Below are 14,086 nucleotides of genomic sequence, written 5' to 3' on the forward strand. Positions count from 1 at the left end.
GCTCAAGCCTTGCGGGCGGTGGAACAGGAGGGGCACAGGCCCCAGTAGATGACCTCGGCCTCGTCGATGGCGAAGCCCTGGTCGTCCGAAGCGGTCAGACAGGGCGCGTGCCCGACCGCGCAGTCGACGTCGACGACGGCCGCGCACTCCCGGCAGACCAGGTGGTGGTGGTTGTCGCCGACCCGGCCCTCGTACCGGGCGGGGCTGCCCGGTGGCTCGATACGGCGGACGAGTCCCGCCGCGGTGAGCGCGTGGAGGGCGTCGTAGACGGCTTGCACTGATATGTGGCCGACCCGGTCCCGGACCCCGGAGGTCAGGGCGTCGACCCCGAGGTGGTCACCGGCGCGGACGGTCTCCAGAAGCGCGACGCGGGCGGCCGTCACCCGCAGGCCGGCCCCCCGCAGATCCCCTGCGGTGGTCGGAGGCTGCGGTGAAGTCATGGGGGCCAACCTACCCCCACAAACACGAATGGTTCAAGAAATGGATTCGTTCCAACTCTGTGCCATGTCGTGTCGCCGCGCGTTCACCTTCCGGACCGGTCCCTCACGGCGTGAGGGCGCGCTGCCGTCCGCCCCGGGCGGTCCGCAGGCCGGCAGCTCCGCCAGTACCGCCGTGGCCGCGTCCGCCTCCCGCAGCCGGGGGCAGTACCCGCTCCGCGCATGCCTCGCTGACGTCGAGATGCCGGGGCTCGAAGCCGAAGTTCCCGGCGAGTCCGCAGCAGCCGGAGCCCAGCCGCTCGGCGTCGCCCCCGGCGCGGCTCAACAGCTCGCGGTCGGCATCCCAGCCCTGGACCGCGTGCTGGTGGCAGTGCGCCTGGGCGAGCGCCCGCGCGGAGCGGTCCGGCACCTGGGGCGGCTCGTAGCCGGGGGAGTGCGCGGTGAGCAGCCCGGCGAGGGTGACGGTCTGTGCGCGCAGTCGCCGTACGTCCGGGTCGCCGGGGAACGGGTCGCCCGCGTCCGAGCGGAACACGGCCGTGCAGCTCCGTTCCAGGCCGACCACGAGGCCGCCGTCGCGCAGATGCCCGGCCGGTCGGCGCACGGTACGGCCCAACACCCGCTCGGCGACACCGAGTTGTCCCGTGGAGATCCAGGTCGGCCCCGACAAGGTGCGCACCGGGTACCGGCGCGGTGCGGGGCGATCGGCGGAGGGCGGTCATCGGTCCTGGCAGGCGTGGGAGCGGAAGTCCTCGACGGACCCCGTCTCGTAGTCGTCGCCTTCGCCGCTCCGGTAGCGGACCCGGCCGGGGGTGAGGGTGGCCAGATCCGCGGGGGTGAAGGTCACGTTGCCGGTCGACCAGGAGCTGTCGCGGGTCCAGCCGTACAGGTGGTAGCTGCGGTTCTTCTCCAGGGCCTGAAGGGGTTTGTCGACGCTCCAGCCGTCGCCGCCCGTGTCGAGGGGCCAGGTCGCGAATCCCTTCACGGAGGCGTCGCCGCTCCATCTCCCGACCTCCACCGACCTGCTCTCGTCCGGGTCGGCGGGCTTGCTGTCGGTGTACAACGTGGCGCCGTCGATGTGGTCGTGACAGACCATCAGCACCCCCATCGGCCGCCCGTCCGCGTCGACCGTGATGCCCGTGGCGCCGGCGATCGGCACGGTGCAGCCTGACACCGCGGCGAGCGCCGCCACGCCGGCTGCCGCCAGAACGATCCGTCTTCGTCTCATCCCCTCATCTCACCGTGCGCCGGCCCGTTCCGTGGCGAGAATCGCGAACAGGCCCCGCGCCGGCGACTACTCCGGCGCCGCGTCCTCGGCGAAGTCGGGCACCAGCGCGCCCATCGCCTGGCGCTGGGTGGGTCCCATGATCCGGGCCAGCGCCTCCTTGACCGTCTGGGCCAGGACCCCCGAGGCATCCTTCAGCAGGGCTCGGGCCTTCTCGGTGAGGGCGACCTCGATGCCGCGCTTGTCGCCGCAGACCGATTGGCGGGTGACGAGGCCGGCGTGCTGGAGGCAGGCGATCTGGTAGGTGAGGCGGGTCTTGGGGCGGCCCAGGAGTTCGGCGATCCGCGTCATGCGCAGACCTTCCGAGGGGTTCCCGGCCAACAGGCACAGGACCAGGAACTCGTCGTGCGAGACGTCCAGCCGCTCCTTGACCACGGAGCGCAGCTCCTGCTCGACGGCTCCGGTCGCGGCCAGCATCAGCATCCAGGCGTGCAGCTCTGCGGGCAGGAGCCCGTCACCTGCGGTGGAGGGGCAGTCGGAGTGATCGGCCATGACGCCCAGTCTACCTGTTGTCCAATTTTGGATCAGAGGGCTCGAAAGGGTTGTTCATATTTGGATGACCCGCTAGCGTGAGGTCATTCAAATTTGGATGACCGCCGCATGGACATCAGCACGAAGGAGACCCCGTCATGACCGTCGCCGTGGAAACCGGCCTGTGGCAGCTCGACACCGCCGCCTCGACCGTCGCGATCAAGCACAAGTCGATCTGGGGGCTCATCACCGTGAAGGGCGCCTTCACTGCCGTCACCGGCCAGGGCGAGGTCCGCCCCGACGGATCCGCCGTCGGCACCCTGACCCTGACCGTCGCGTCCCTGGACACCAAGAACCCCAAGCGCGACACCCACCTGAAGGGCCCCGACTTCTTCGACGCCGACAACCACCCCGAGCTCACCTTCGCGGTCCGCAGCGCGGAACTCCGCGACGGCGACCAGGTCCACGTCGTCGGCCAGCTCACCGCGCGCGGTATCAGCCGCCCCCAGACCTTCACCGCCCGCCTCACCGGCGCGGACGCCGACGCCCTCACCCTGGACGCCGAATTCTCCGTGGACCGCAACCAGTTCGGGATGGGCTGGAACCAGCTCGGCATGATCGCCCGCCTCACCACGGTCACCACCACCCTCCGCTTCATCCGGACGGCAGCCTGACGTACACGCTCGACAGCGTCTGCGGTACGGCGGTGAAGGCCCGCAGCCGGATCCGCGCGCCCGCGCGGGGCAGCCCGTACCCCCCGGCGGGCGGCCGGAGTTCATAACGCGCCGTGCCGTGGGCGGGCAGCGTCGCCGGCCCCCGGACGACCGTCCAGTACCGGCTCATCCCCTGTCCCACGGTCAGCATGAAGTGGGGCGCGAGGGCGCGGTCGGCCGTGTTGGCGACCCGGATCGTCAGCCGGGAGCCGTCGGCAGGCATGGCCCGCTGCAACCCGGTGACCTGCATCCGCAGCGGCGGTGTGCCCGTCACCGCCAGGGCCGCGCTCACCAGCGCCGGCGACAGCACGAGCAGGGCCACCGCGGTCCGCGCCGCACGGGAGCCCAGTCGCGGCCCCGGCTGCCAGGCGCCCGTGAACTCCGACGCGGGCGCGGTGACGGCCGCCGCCAGCCACAGCGGCGTCATCATCAGGTAATAGCCGTCCTGCGAACGCGTCGCCAGGAAGAAGGCACACCACGGCAGCACGGTCGCGGCAGGCCCCAACCGCCTTACGAACAGCACGAACAGCACCAGCAGACCCGCCGCCAGCAGCACGCTCGCGTGCCCGTACCAGTCCAGCCGGTCGCTGCCGCCCGTGAGATACGCGGACACGTCCACCAGGCCCTGCCCGTGCAGCACCGCGCCCTGGGTCAACGGCAGGGCGACACCGGTGAGCCAGGGGCCCGGCTCGCTCACGAGGAAGTACGTGTCGATCAGCAGCCACACGGTGGCGGCGACCCCGACGACCCGCAGCACCACCAGCACCGCACCCCGGCCGCCCAGCTCCCCGCGGCGCACCGCGTAGATCCCGGCCAGCAGGAACGGTGCGAGGAACCACGGCAGTTGCTGCGCCGCACACGCCGCCCCCAGGCACACGGCCCGCGCCACCCCGGCCGCGCCCAGCCGCCCGCCCCGCCCGATCCGCGGCCAGCGCACCACCACCGGCACCAGCAGGGCGAGCGCGAGGATCGCCGGATAGCCGAGCCGGCCGTACTGCGGCAGCATCGCGAAGCCCAGGCACACCATGGTCGCCGCCGGGCGCCACGGCACCGGCAGCATCCGCCACAGCACGACCGCGCCGACGACCAGCGCACCCGTGCTCACCGCCGTCGCCGGGGCGCCGCCGTGGCCCAGCCACAGCAGCGGCGCGGTCAGCAGCGGGGCGAGCGGGGGATAGCCGTACGTGAAGTCGTAGCCGCCGGTCACCGTGGGGGTCAGGGCGACGCCGTGACCGAAGAGCCAGGGCCACGACCGGCCGTAGACGGGGTGCCCCGCGACCAGCTCCCGGGCGGCCTGCGTGGTCAGGAGGGCCTCGTCGCCGCCCTGGTGGAGCACCGACCAGGCGCAGAGGGTCAGGGCCACGGCCGTCACCAGGACGCACAGGTCGACGCGGGCCAGCGAACGGGTCCGGCGCACCACCAGCCCCATCACCCCGCACACCAGGATCGAGGCGTAACAGACCGAGATGACCGCGGCCACGGCGACCTGGTGCGAGGCCGCCTGTGTCCACACCGCGCGTGTCCCGATGAGGAGGCTGATGTCGGCGAGCAGCGTCAGGACGCGATGCCACTGCGCGGGTGTTTCCGGACCGGGGGAGGACACCGCCGACTGTGTGCGCCGGCCGGGTGTCACCGGCTTTAGTTCTGCCAAGTGCACGGCACCGGACCGTAATCGCGGCCGGTGAGCGAGGTGGTGGGGGAGGTGAAGAGTCCGGTAGGAGAGGGGTAAGAAAGCTGGGTTTGTCAGTAGACGTCCCGCACGTACCTTTTCGCCGCGGCCAACTGCTTCACATACGCCGCCGCCTCCTGCTCGCCCAGCCCGCCGTGCGCGACCGCGATGTCCTTCAGCGCCCGGTCCACGTCCTTGGCCATCCGGGAGGCGTCGCCGCACACATAGAAGTGCGCACCGTCCTGGAGCCAGCGCCACAGCTCGGGGCCGTGCTCGCGCATCCGGTCCTGGACGTAGACCTTCCGGCGCTGGTCGCGGGAGAAGGCGGTGTCGAGACGGGCGAGGGTGCCCTCGTCGAGCAGCTCGGTCAGCTCCTCCTCGTAGTAGAAGTCGCTGGCCCGGTGCTGCTCCCCGAAGAACAGCCAGTTGGGCGCCGGGTGACCGAGCGCGCGCCGCTCCTGGAGGAAGCCCACGAAGGGCGCGACCCCCGTGCCGGGACCGACCATCACCATCGGCGTCGCCGGGTCGGCGGGCGGCCTGAAGTGCGGGGAGGCCTGGACGAAGACCGGTACCTCGGTGCCCGCTTCGGCGTCCGCGAGGAACGGCGAGCAGACCCCGCCGCGCGGTGTGCCGCGCAGGTTCTCGTACCGCACGACCGACACCGTCAGCGAAACCCGGTTCGCGTCGACGAGGGGGCTGGAGGAGATGGAGTACAGGCGCGGCTGGAGCTTCTTGAGAACGTTCGCCCAGTCCCGCGCGTCCGCCCGCACCGGATGCTCGGCGAGTACGTCCACCGCCTGCCGTCCCCAACTCCACTGCGCCAGCCCGTCCTTGTTGTCGGGCCGCAGGAGCTTCTTCAACTCCCGCCCGTCACGGACGCGTTCACCGACGAAGCGGAGGAGGTCGGGGGTGATACGGGTGATGTCGAGGTGCCGGTGCAGGGCCTCGGCGAAGGGGACCTCGCCGACACCGTCCAGGTCCACGGCGGTCGATCCGTCGACGCCGGTGACCGCCAGCCACTCCTCCACCAGGGCAGCCGAGTTGACCGGCCGCACGCCGAGCGCGTCCCCCGCCTCGTAGGTCAGCGGGGTCCCGCTCGTGTCGAAGGTGAACCGCCGGACCTCCTTGCCCGCGCCGGGCAGGCTGAGCAGCCGGTTGCCGACGAGGCGGGCGGTGGTGGGGGCGGGCCTGGGGGAGCGGGCGGGCTTCCTCGGCGCCTCGGTGGTGCCGGTGGGCGGGGTGACGGTCTGGCTTCCCAGCGCGGAGAGCACCTCGTCCAGCCAGGCGTCCGCGGACGGCTCGAAGTCCGGCTCGCAGTCGGTGCGCGGCGCCAGCCGCACCCCGCCCAGTTCGTCGAGGCGGGCGTCGAGCCGTCGCCCGTGGCCGCAGAAGTCGTCGTACGAGGAGTCGCCGAAGGCCAGCACGGAGTAGCGGACCCCGTCCAGGCGCGGGGCCTGCTCGGCCGCGAGCCGGTCCCAGAAGCCGGAGCCGTTGTCGGGCGCGTCGCCGTCACCGAAGGTGCTGGTGACCAGCAGCAGGTCGGCGCCCCGGGGCAGCGCGCCCGGGTCGGTGTCGTCCATGCCGACCAGCAGGGGGCGGTGTCCGCTCGCGGAGAGCCGGTCCGCGACGGCACCGGCGAACTCCTCCGCGTTCCCGGTCTGCGAGGCCCACAGCACGACCACCTCACGGCCGGGCTGCGTGCGGGGCGCCGGGGCCGACCGCGAGTACATGCCGGCCAGCACGCCGTTGACCCACATCGCGTGCTCGGGGCTGAACGGCGCGTCCGGCGGCAGCACCGGCACGCCGGGGGCGCCGGAGTCGATGCCCGCGAGGAAGCCGGTCAGGTACAGGCGCTCCTGGGCGGTCAGGACGGGCGGCGGAGCGGGGTCGAGGCCGAAGGGGTTGGCGCCGGGGGTGACGGAGGTGGGGACGATGACCGCGGGTGCGGCTGCCGGCGCGGGAGCTGCGGAAACCCGGGTCAGCGACACCGCGCACACCTTGAACTCCGGCTGGAAGGAGATCGGGTCCACCGCGTCGCTGGTCACGGCGTTGACGCTCAGATACTCACCGAAGAGGTCGTTCCAGTGGAACGGCGCGAAACAGCATCCCGGCCGCACCCGGTCCGTCACCACCGCGGGCAGCACCGCCCGCCCCCGCCGCGAGGCCACCTCCACCCGGTCGCCCTCGGCGATCCCCAGCGCACCCGCGTCCTCGGGATGCAGTTCCACGAACGGCCCGGGGTTCAGCTTGTTGAGCTTGGCGACCCTTCCGGTCTTGGTCAGCGTGTGCCACTGGTGCTGCACCCGCCCCGTGTTCAGCACGAAGGGGAAGTCGTCGTCCGGCATCTCCGCGGCCGGTATGTGCGGCCGCGCGTGGAAGACGGCCCGGCCGCTCGCGGTGGGGAAGCGCAGCTCGTCGCCGCTGACGTACCGGATCGGATTGCGCGCGGGCCCGCCCTCGGCGGCCGGCCACTGCACGGGCGTCTCCCGCAGCCGCTCGTACGTCACCCCGCGCAGGTCCCACCCCGTCACGGGGTTCCAGGCGCGCCGGATCTCCTCGAAGACCTGCTCGGCGCTGTCGTACGAGAACCCCTTCTCGTACCCCATCTCCCGCGCGACGGCCGCGATGATCCGCCAGTCCGCCATCGCCTCGCCCGGCGGGTCGGCGACCGGCATGGTCAGGGTGAGGTTGCGCTCGCTGTTGACGAAGACGCCCTCGCCCTCGGTCCACATAGCCCCGGGGAGCACGACGTCGGCGTAGGCATTGGTCTCCGTCTCCCCGAACACGTCCTGGGTGACGACGAACTCGGCGGCCTCCAGGCCCTCGATGACGGTACGGCGGTTGGCGACCGAGGCGACCGGGTTGGTGCAGATGATCCAGCAGGCCTTGATCTCGCCGTCGGCCATCTTCTGGAACATCTCGACGGTGCCCTTGCCGACGCCGTCCTTGCGGACGGTGCCCGCCGGCAGCTCCCAGAGTTCCTCGACGAACTCCCTTTCGGAGTCGACGAGGACGGACCGCTGACCGGGGAGACCGGGCCCCATGTACCCCATCTCGCGTCCGCCCATGGCGTTCGGCTGGCCGGTGAGGGAGAAGGGGCCGCTGCCGGGGCGGCAGATGGCGCCGGTCGCGAGGTGCAGGTTGACCAGGGCGTTGGTGTTCCAGGTGCCGTGCGTGGACTGGTTGAGGCCCATGGTCCACAGGCTCATCCACTCACCGGCCTCCCCCATGAGCCGGGCGGCCTCGCGAAGGTCGTCCTCGTCCAGTCCCGTGATCTCGGCGACGACGTCGGGCGCGTAGTCGGCGAGGAACTCCGGCATCGCCTCCCAGCCCTCGGTGTGGGCGGCGACGAAATCGGGGTCGGTGTGCCCCTCCTCGACCAGAAGATGCAGCAGGCCATTGAGCAGCGCCAGGTCGGTACCCGGTTTGAGCTGCAGAAACAGATCGGCTTTGGCGGCCGTCGCGGTGCGCCGCGGATCGACGACGATCAGCTTCGCGCCCGCCTTGACCCGCTCCATCATCCGCAGGAAGAGGATCGGATGGCAGTCGGCCATGTTCGACCCGATGACGAGGAAGACATCGGCCCGGTCGAAGTCCTCGTACGACCCGGGCGGCCCGTCGGCGCCCAGCGACAGCTTGTATCCGGCCCCGGCGCTGGCCATGCACAGCCGGGAGTTCGACTCGATCTGATTGGTGCGGACGAACCCCTTGGCGAGCTTGTTGGTGAGGTACTGCGCCTCCAGGCTCATCTGCCCGGACACATAGAAGGCGACCGAGTCCGGACCGTGCTCGTCGATGATCGCGCGCAGCCGCCGCGCGGTCTCGGCGATGGCGTCGGCCATGGGCGCCGGGACCGGCTCCGCACCGCGGTCGTCCCGGACCAGCGCGGTGGTCAGCCTCCCGGGCGCGGAGAGCATCTCGGCCGTGGTGGCGCCCTTGGTGCACAGCCGCCCCGCGTTCGCCGGGTGCGCCTTGTCACCGCTGGCCTTCAGGACCGTACGCCGCCCGTCGGGCCCCATGCCGACGTCCAGCACGATGCCGCAGCCCACTCCGCAGTAGGAGCAGACCGAGCGCACCTGGGACGTGGGAGTGGTGGGGGTCACACGGGGCCCTTTCGGCGGTCGGCTCTTGCCCCCAGAGCGTACGAATCGCCCATTACGCCGATGTCACATGGCTTGATCATGAGGAGTTACGTCGGACACACAGCCGTTCGTGGCGCGATGTGAGGGGGCGGGACTGTCGCGGTCCGTGTCGCTGTTGGGCCGAACGGGTGACTTGGCGTAAGAATTGGCCGGTGCAGGCAATCAAGGCGAGCGAGTCCGGGGGGAACCGGTGAGCAGGTACGACGTCACCGATGAACAGTGGGAAGGGCTCGCCCAGGTCGTTCCGTTGCGGGGCCGGGACGCCTGGCCGTCCGCGGTGGACCACCGGGTGCCGCCCGAAGCGGTGACGGAACCGCGCCGCCGCTTCGTCGTGCTGAGGGTGAATGTCTTCGGCGACGCCCGTGAGGTCGCCGAGACCCTGATGGCGGGCATCCCGGTGCTGCTCGACCTGACCGGGGCGGAGGGCGAGGTCGCCAAACGGGTCCTCGACTTCAGCACGGGAGTCGTCTTCGGCCTCGCCAGCGGCATGCACCGCGTCGACCGCAACGTCTTCCTGCTGACCCCGCCCGGCACCGAGGTCAGCGGCCTGATGGAGACCGCGGGCGCCCCCAGCGCCTGAGCCCGGTCCCCCGATCGTAGGAAGCGGCGCCCGGCGGAACGGTTCACCTGGTTCCGGAGGCTTACGGTCCGGACATGTGCGTGACTTCTGTGCCGGCGGGTTCTGCGGCTCATACGGTTCCGGAGACTTCCAGCGACCGGAGGGTGCCGCCCCAGGGGCGGCCGGCGGGTGACGGCGGGCGTCCAGGGGCGCTCGGCGAGTCGTCGGGCGCGAGACACGCGGAGTCGTCCGCCGAGGGGCACCCGGGGGTGTCCGCCGCCGACCGCCCGGCGGCGCCGCAGTCCGGTTCGCCCGGTGCCCGTGTCGCGGCCGGTCACCACCCCAGTCGCCCCCACCTCACCGAACTGCGGCTCTCCGCCTTCGCCTCACACAGACGTGCGAGCTTCCCGATGGGTCCTCTCACCCTTCTCGTCGGGCCCAGCGGATCCGGCAAGTCGAGCGCGTTGCGGGCGTACGAGGCACTGGCGCGGCTTGCCGCCGGGGCGGAGCTGGGGGAGGTGTTCCCCGATCCGCTCGCGTGTGTGCCGGAGTGGGCGCGGCCCGACGCACAGCGGCGGCGCGGGTTTCGGATCGGGTGCACGACGGACGGTCCCGAGGGGCCGGTCCGGCTCGACGTCGCCGTGCAGGCCGAACCCGAGCTCCGGGTCGTGGGGGAGCGGCTGGCCGCCGGCGGACAGGTCCTGTTGGAGACGGCGCTGCGCGACCCCTCGCGACGGGCCGTGCAGGCCGCGTGGCACACGGCCGGCTCGTCGCCGGTGACCCGCGCCCCGCTCCCGGACGACCGGCTCGGCACCGCACTGCTGCCGCTGAGGGTGGCGGGCAAGACCGACGGGCAGCGCCGGGTGCTCGCCGCCGCCGAACAGATGGTGATCGCCCTGCGGTCCGTGTTCGCCTGCGACCCCCGCCCCGACCGGATGCGCGCCCCGGTGCCCACCGGCTCCGGGCGCCTCCTCGGCGGCTGCGACAACCTCGCCGACGTGCTGTGGCGCACCCGCTCCGAATGCGGCCGCCGCCACGCGCAGTTCGTCGCGGCGGTGCACACCGGATGCGCGGGCCCGGTGGCGGACGTCCTCGCCGAACTGCTCGGCGACGGCACGGTGCGGGCCGTGCTCGACCGCGGGGAGGGTGCCCGTACGGAACTCGCACGGCTCGGCGACGGCGAGTTGCGGTACCTCGCGCTCGCCCTCGTGCTCTTCACCGGACCCGGCGTCCTGGAGGTCGACCCCGCCGGTGAGGTGCCCGCGGCGATGCAGACGCTCACCGTGCTCGCCGACGGGTTGGACCGGCGGCTGGACCCACGCCAGCGGGACGAACTCCTGGGCCTCGCCGCCCGGATGTGCGACCGCGGGCACATCCGGCTGCTCGGCACGGCGACCGACGCGTCCTGGGCCACGAAGACCGAGGGGCTCACGGTGGTACACCTGGACCCGTGACAGACCCTCTCGATGTGGCGAAACTGCAGCGCAGGCTGGCCGAGTTCGCGGCGGCGCGCGACTGGCAGCCGTACCACACCCCCAAGAACCTCGTCGCCGCGCTCAGCGTGGAGGCCTCCGAACTGGTCGAGATCTTCCAGTGGTTGACCCCCGAGGAGTCGGCCCGCGTCATGGACGACGCCGACACCGCGCACCGGGTCACGGACGAGGTCGCCGACGTGCTCGCGTATCTGCTGCAACTGTGCGAGGTGCTGGGCATCGATCCGTTGGCGGCACTGGACGCGAAGATCGACCGGAACGAGCGGAGGTTCCCGGCGCCGTAGTGGGGGCGGCAACTCCGCTTCACAGGGAGTAGCGCGGTCCGTTTTCACTCTCCGCAGTCAAAATCCGGTCCGAAATCGATTCGTTGTCCGCAGATTTCCGCCTTCCTCTGGCTTTTCGTCCCGCCGACCCTCACTCTGGGTAGTGGACAACAGAGTTCGGGCGGCAGACGGGGGCAGCGCATGGATGCGGTGCGGCTCATAGTGACGAGCAGGCGGGCCCTCGCGGGGAGCGGCGCGGCGCCTCAGGTGCTGAGGGAGGTGTGGCAGGCGCAGGCGCTGGCCCAGGCGATCGGCAGCAGGCTGGCGGTCTCCGGCCCTCCCCGACTCCGCGGCGAGGCACTGGGGTTGACCGAGCTGGCGGGCAGAGGCTGCGGTGTCCTGGACCGTCCCGACCTGGACACCGCCGACCTGCGCGCCGCCCAGCTCACCGAACTGGGCGACGCCCGCCAGGTTCTGCTCTGCCTCGGCGGCCTGCTCGGCGAGGTGGGCATCGCCCTCGTCGGCCTCGCCTGCGCCGTGGACGACGAAGGTATGTACTGGCAGTGCATGGAGGCGATCGACGCGGCGGACGAGTCCCGGGACCGCGTCCTGGAGATGCTCAGCAAGCTCGCGGACCGGGATCAGGCGTTACCGGAGCGGGAGGCGGGGTGAGCGCTCAGCGGATCCGGACCCCGGGGTGAGCGACGTCGGCGCTCCCCTCAGCGGCCCTCGGCCTCGTCCGCACCGCGCACCGCCGACTGCAGATCCGCGTCCAGGGCGGAGAGGTCCGCGTTGAGCGACGCCATCAGCTCTTCCATCTGCTGCAGCAAACCCTTCGGCTGACCGGTCGGCCCGGCCCCCTGCTGCGGGACGGATTCTTCGGACATGACGGCCTCCTCGGCCCAGGCCTCCACAGGAGGCCGACACGGGTGACGCCCGGCGCTGACCGGCCGGGCGCGGGCGCCGGTCGGTCCGGCTCCGCCCGAGCAACGATCATCACCTTCGCCGGGTCACTGGCCCGGGCAGCCCCCGTGCGCCGCGTTGACGGAATTTCACCCGACCGGGCAAAGGAGGGACGGCGGGGGCGGATGGGATTGGCCGGCGGGACGGCGTGCAGGATGGAGGTATGGATCTTCGCATCTTCACCGAGCCCCAGCAGGGGGCCACCTACGACACACTTCTCACGGTCGCCAAGGCCACCGAGGACCTTGGCTTCGACGCCTTCTTCCGGTCGGACCACTATCTGAGGATGGGTTCCGCGGACGGCCTGCCCGGCCCCACCGACGCCTGGATCACCCTCGCCGGCCTCGCCCGCGAGACCAAGCGCATCCGCCTCGGCACGCTGATGACCGCCGGTACCTTCCGGCTGCCCGGCGTGCTCGCCATCCAGGTCGCGCAGATCGACCAGATGTCCGGCGGCCGCGTAGAACTGGGCCTGGGCGCGGGCTGGTTCGAGGAGGAGCACAAGGCGTACGGCATCCCCTTCCCGAAGGAGAAGTTCGGCCGCCTGGAGGAGCAGCTGGAGATCGTCACCGGACTCTGGGCGACCGAGGCCGGCAGCACCTTCGACTTCCACGGCAAGTACTACGACCTCACCGACTCGCCCGCGCTGCCCAAGCCGGCCCAGGCGAAGATCCCCGTCCTCGTCGGAGGCCACGGTCCCTCCCGTACGCCGGCGCTGGCCGCGAAGTACGCCGACGAGTTCAACATGCCCTTCGCCTCGGTCGAGGACAGCGAGCGCCAGTTCGCCCGGGTGCGCGCCGCCGCTGAGGAGGCCGGCCGCAAGGGCGACGAGCTGACGTACTCCAACGCCCTCGTGGTCTGCGTCGGCAAGGACGACCAGGAGGTCGCCCGGCGCGCCGCCGCGATCGGCCGTGAGGTGCCCGAGCTGAAGAGCAACGGCCTCGCCGGCTCCCCGGCCGAGGTCGTCGACAAGATCGGCCGCTACGCCGAGATCGGCTCCCGCCGCATCTACCTCCAGGTGCTCGACCTCCACGACCTGGAACACCTGGAGCTCATCTCGGCGCAGGTGCAGTCGCAGCTGTCGTAACCCCGGGAAACGACCGACCGGCGGACCGCGCCACACGGCCCGGTCCGCCGGACCGTCCTCCGTCAGGACTTGTACCCGACCCCCACGTACAGGGGGATCTCCTCGCCGCCCTGCCGTGCGCCGAGCTCGGGATGCCACTGGGCCGCGAGCACGACACCCGGGTCCACCAGCTCCAGCCCAGTGAAGAACCCGGAGAACTCCTCGCGCGAGCGGACCTGCGCCGCCGTACCGCCCTTGCGGTACACCTCCACGACCCGCTCCCAGGTCTCAGGGTCGAAGTCCCCGGTGGCGTGGGAGAGCGTCAAGTAGCTGCCGGGGGCGAGGGATTCGACCAGCTCCCGCACGATCCGGACCGGCTCGTCCTCGTCCGCGACCAGGTGCAGGAGGGCCACCAGGGACAGTGCGATCGGCCGGCTGAAGTCGAGGGTCTCGCGGGCCGCCGCGAGGATCTTGCCCGGTTCCCGTACGTCGGCCTGGACGTAGGAGGTCTTCCCCTCCGGCGTGCTGTGCAGCAGAGCCTCGGCGTGCCGGAGGACGATCGGGTCGTTGTCCGCGTACACCACCCGGGCGTCGGGGGCGATCCCCTGGACTATCTGGTGGAGGTTCGGCTCGGTCGGGATGCCGGTGCCGATGTCGAGGAACTGCCGCACGCCCCGCTCGGCCAGCAGCCGGGAGGCCCGGTGCATGAACGCGCGATTGGTCCGCGCCATCTGACTCACCGCGGGGAAGTGCGAGGTCACCTGCTCGGCCGCCGCCACGTCGACCGGGTAGTTGTCCTTCCCGCCGAGGAAGTAGTCGTACATGCGGGCCGAATGCGGCTTGCTGGTGTCGATCGTGCTCACAGTCGTGGATCCTCCCTCGAACGCCCGGTCGACCGGAGGCTAGCGAACATTTCCGATCGCCGTCCGCCGTCCGGAGCGCGACGGTCCGCGAGGCCTGAGGCGCGGTGGGTGCCGGCGGGCGATAAATCGAGAGTACGTACGGGGTGGCCCGAGGTACGTTGAGCG

At 71.8% G+C, this 14,086-nt stretch carries 14 protein-coding genes; 6 read left to right on the top strand and 8 right to left on the bottom strand.

The window, feature by feature from the left end:
• Positions 1 to 2: 2 nt before the first annotated feature.
• The 4 genes from ACIOHP_RS40465 to ACIOHP_RS40480 all read right to left on the bottom strand — a co-directional run bounded on the left by ACIOHP_RS40465 (position 3) and on the right by ACIOHP_RS40480 (position 2,211).
• Entirely contained in the window at positions 3 to 440 is a 438-nt protein-coding gene (locus ACIOHP_RS40465; RefSeq protein ID WP_351678360.1) for a Fur family transcriptional regulator, read from the bottom strand.
• 103 nt (positions 441 to 543) lie between these two features.
• A complete protein-coding gene (locus ACIOHP_RS40470; protein WP_401895296.1) occupies positions 544 to 1,104 on the bottom strand; it encodes a hypothetical protein in 561 nt (186 codons plus the stop codon).
• A gap of 48 nt (positions 1,105 to 1,152) precedes the next feature.
• Positions 1,153 to 1,662 carry a hypothetical protein gene (locus tag ACIOHP_RS40475; protein ID WP_401895298.1) on the bottom strand — a complete coding sequence of 170 codons (510 nt, stop codon included), beginning with the start codon at positions 1,660 to 1,662 and terminating at the stop codon, positions 1,153 to 1,155.
• A 66-nt stretch (positions 1,663 to 1,728) separates the two neighbouring features.
• Positions 1,729 to 2,211 (bottom strand): MarR family transcriptional regulator, encoded by a 483-nt coding sequence (locus ACIOHP_RS40480; protein ID WP_361549151.1) that lies wholly within the window; start codon positions 2,209 to 2,211, stop codon positions 1,729 to 1,731.
• Between the two features lie 137 nt (positions 2,212 to 2,348).
• Between ACIOHP_RS40480 and ACIOHP_RS40485 the strand changes: the two genes are divergently transcribed.
• Entirely contained in the window at positions 2,349 to 2,864 is a 516-nt protein-coding gene (locus ACIOHP_RS40485) for a YceI family protein (RefSeq protein ID WP_361549149.1), read from the top strand.
• On the opposite strand, the gene ACIOHP_RS40490 is transcribed toward ACIOHP_RS40485, so the two are convergent.
• Together ACIOHP_RS40490 and ACIOHP_RS40495 are read right to left on the bottom strand one after the other, a co-directional pair.
• A complete protein-coding gene (locus tag ACIOHP_RS40490; RefSeq protein WP_401895301.1) occupies positions 2,845 to 4,506 on the bottom strand; it encodes a hypothetical protein in 1,662 nt (553 codons plus the stop codon). The genes ACIOHP_RS40485 and ACIOHP_RS40490 overlap by 20 nt on opposite strands.
• 140 nt (positions 4,507 to 4,646) lie before the next feature.
• On the bottom strand, positions 4,647 to 8,675 hold the full coding sequence (locus ACIOHP_RS40495; protein ID WP_401895303.1) for a molybdopterin-dependent oxidoreductase: 4,029 nt from the start codon (positions 8,673 to 8,675) through the stop codon (positions 4,647 to 4,649).
• 229 nt (positions 8,676 to 8,904) lie between these two features.
• Between ACIOHP_RS40495 and ACIOHP_RS40500 the strand changes: the two genes are divergently transcribed.
• The 4 genes from ACIOHP_RS40500 (at position 8,905) to ACIOHP_RS40515 (ending at position 11,701) form a co-directional block, all read left to right on the top strand.
• Positions 8,905 to 9,294 carry a cell division protein SepF gene (locus tag ACIOHP_RS40500; RefSeq protein ID WP_046263090.1) on the top strand — a complete coding sequence of 130 codons (390 nt, stop codon included), beginning with the start codon at positions 8,905 to 8,907 and terminating at the stop codon, positions 9,292 to 9,294.
• Between the two features lie 248 nt (positions 9,295 to 9,542).
• Complete coding sequence (locus ACIOHP_RS40505; protein ID WP_401895306.1) at positions 9,543 to 10,727, top strand: AAA family ATPase; 1,185 nt, start codon at positions 9,543 to 9,545, stop codon at positions 10,725 to 10,727.
• Complete coding sequence (locus tag ACIOHP_RS40510) at positions 10,724 to 11,050, top strand: nucleotide pyrophosphohydrolase (protein ID WP_046263092.1); 327 nt, start codon at positions 10,724 to 10,726, stop codon at positions 11,048 to 11,050. Before ACIOHP_RS40505 ends, ACIOHP_RS40510 begins: the two co-directional genes overlap by 4 nt.
• Before the next feature lie 180 nt (positions 11,051 to 11,230).
• Positions 11,231 to 11,701, top strand: coding sequence for a DUF6099 family protein (locus ACIOHP_RS40515; RefSeq protein WP_361549141.1), 471 nt, complete (start codon positions 11,231 to 11,233; stop codon positions 11,699 to 11,701).
• A 47-nt stretch (positions 11,702 to 11,748) separates the two neighbouring features.
• On the opposite strand, the gene ACIOHP_RS40520 is transcribed toward ACIOHP_RS40515, so the two are convergent.
• Positions 11,749 to 11,916: a hypothetical protein gene (locus ACIOHP_RS40520; RefSeq protein WP_361549139.1), complete on the bottom strand. Its 168-nt coding sequence runs from the start codon at positions 11,914 to 11,916 to the stop codon at positions 11,749 to 11,751.
• A gap of 239 nt (positions 11,917 to 12,155) precedes the next feature.
• Between ACIOHP_RS40520 and ACIOHP_RS40525 the strand changes: the two genes are divergently transcribed.
• The gene (locus ACIOHP_RS40525; RefSeq protein ID WP_401895310.1) at positions 12,156 to 13,079 is read left to right on the top strand and encodes an LLM class F420-dependent oxidoreductase; all 924 of its coding nucleotides are present in this window, start codon (positions 12,156 to 12,158) and stop codon (positions 13,077 to 13,079) included.
• 62 nt (positions 13,080 to 13,141) lie between these two features.
• On the opposite strand, the gene ACIOHP_RS40530 is transcribed toward ACIOHP_RS40525, so the two are convergent.
• Positions 13,142 to 13,921 (bottom strand): SAM-dependent methyltransferase, encoded by a 780-nt coding sequence (locus ACIOHP_RS40530; RefSeq protein ID WP_361549135.1) that lies wholly within the window; start codon positions 13,919 to 13,921, stop codon positions 13,142 to 13,144.
• Between the last annotated feature and the right edge of the window lie 165 nt (positions 13,922 to 14,086).

The sequence above is a fragment of the Streptomyces sp. NPDC087859 genome (assembly GCF_044742595.1).
GTDB lineage: Bacteria > Actinomycetota > Actinomycetes > Streptomycetales > Streptomycetaceae > Streptomyces > Streptomyces canus_F.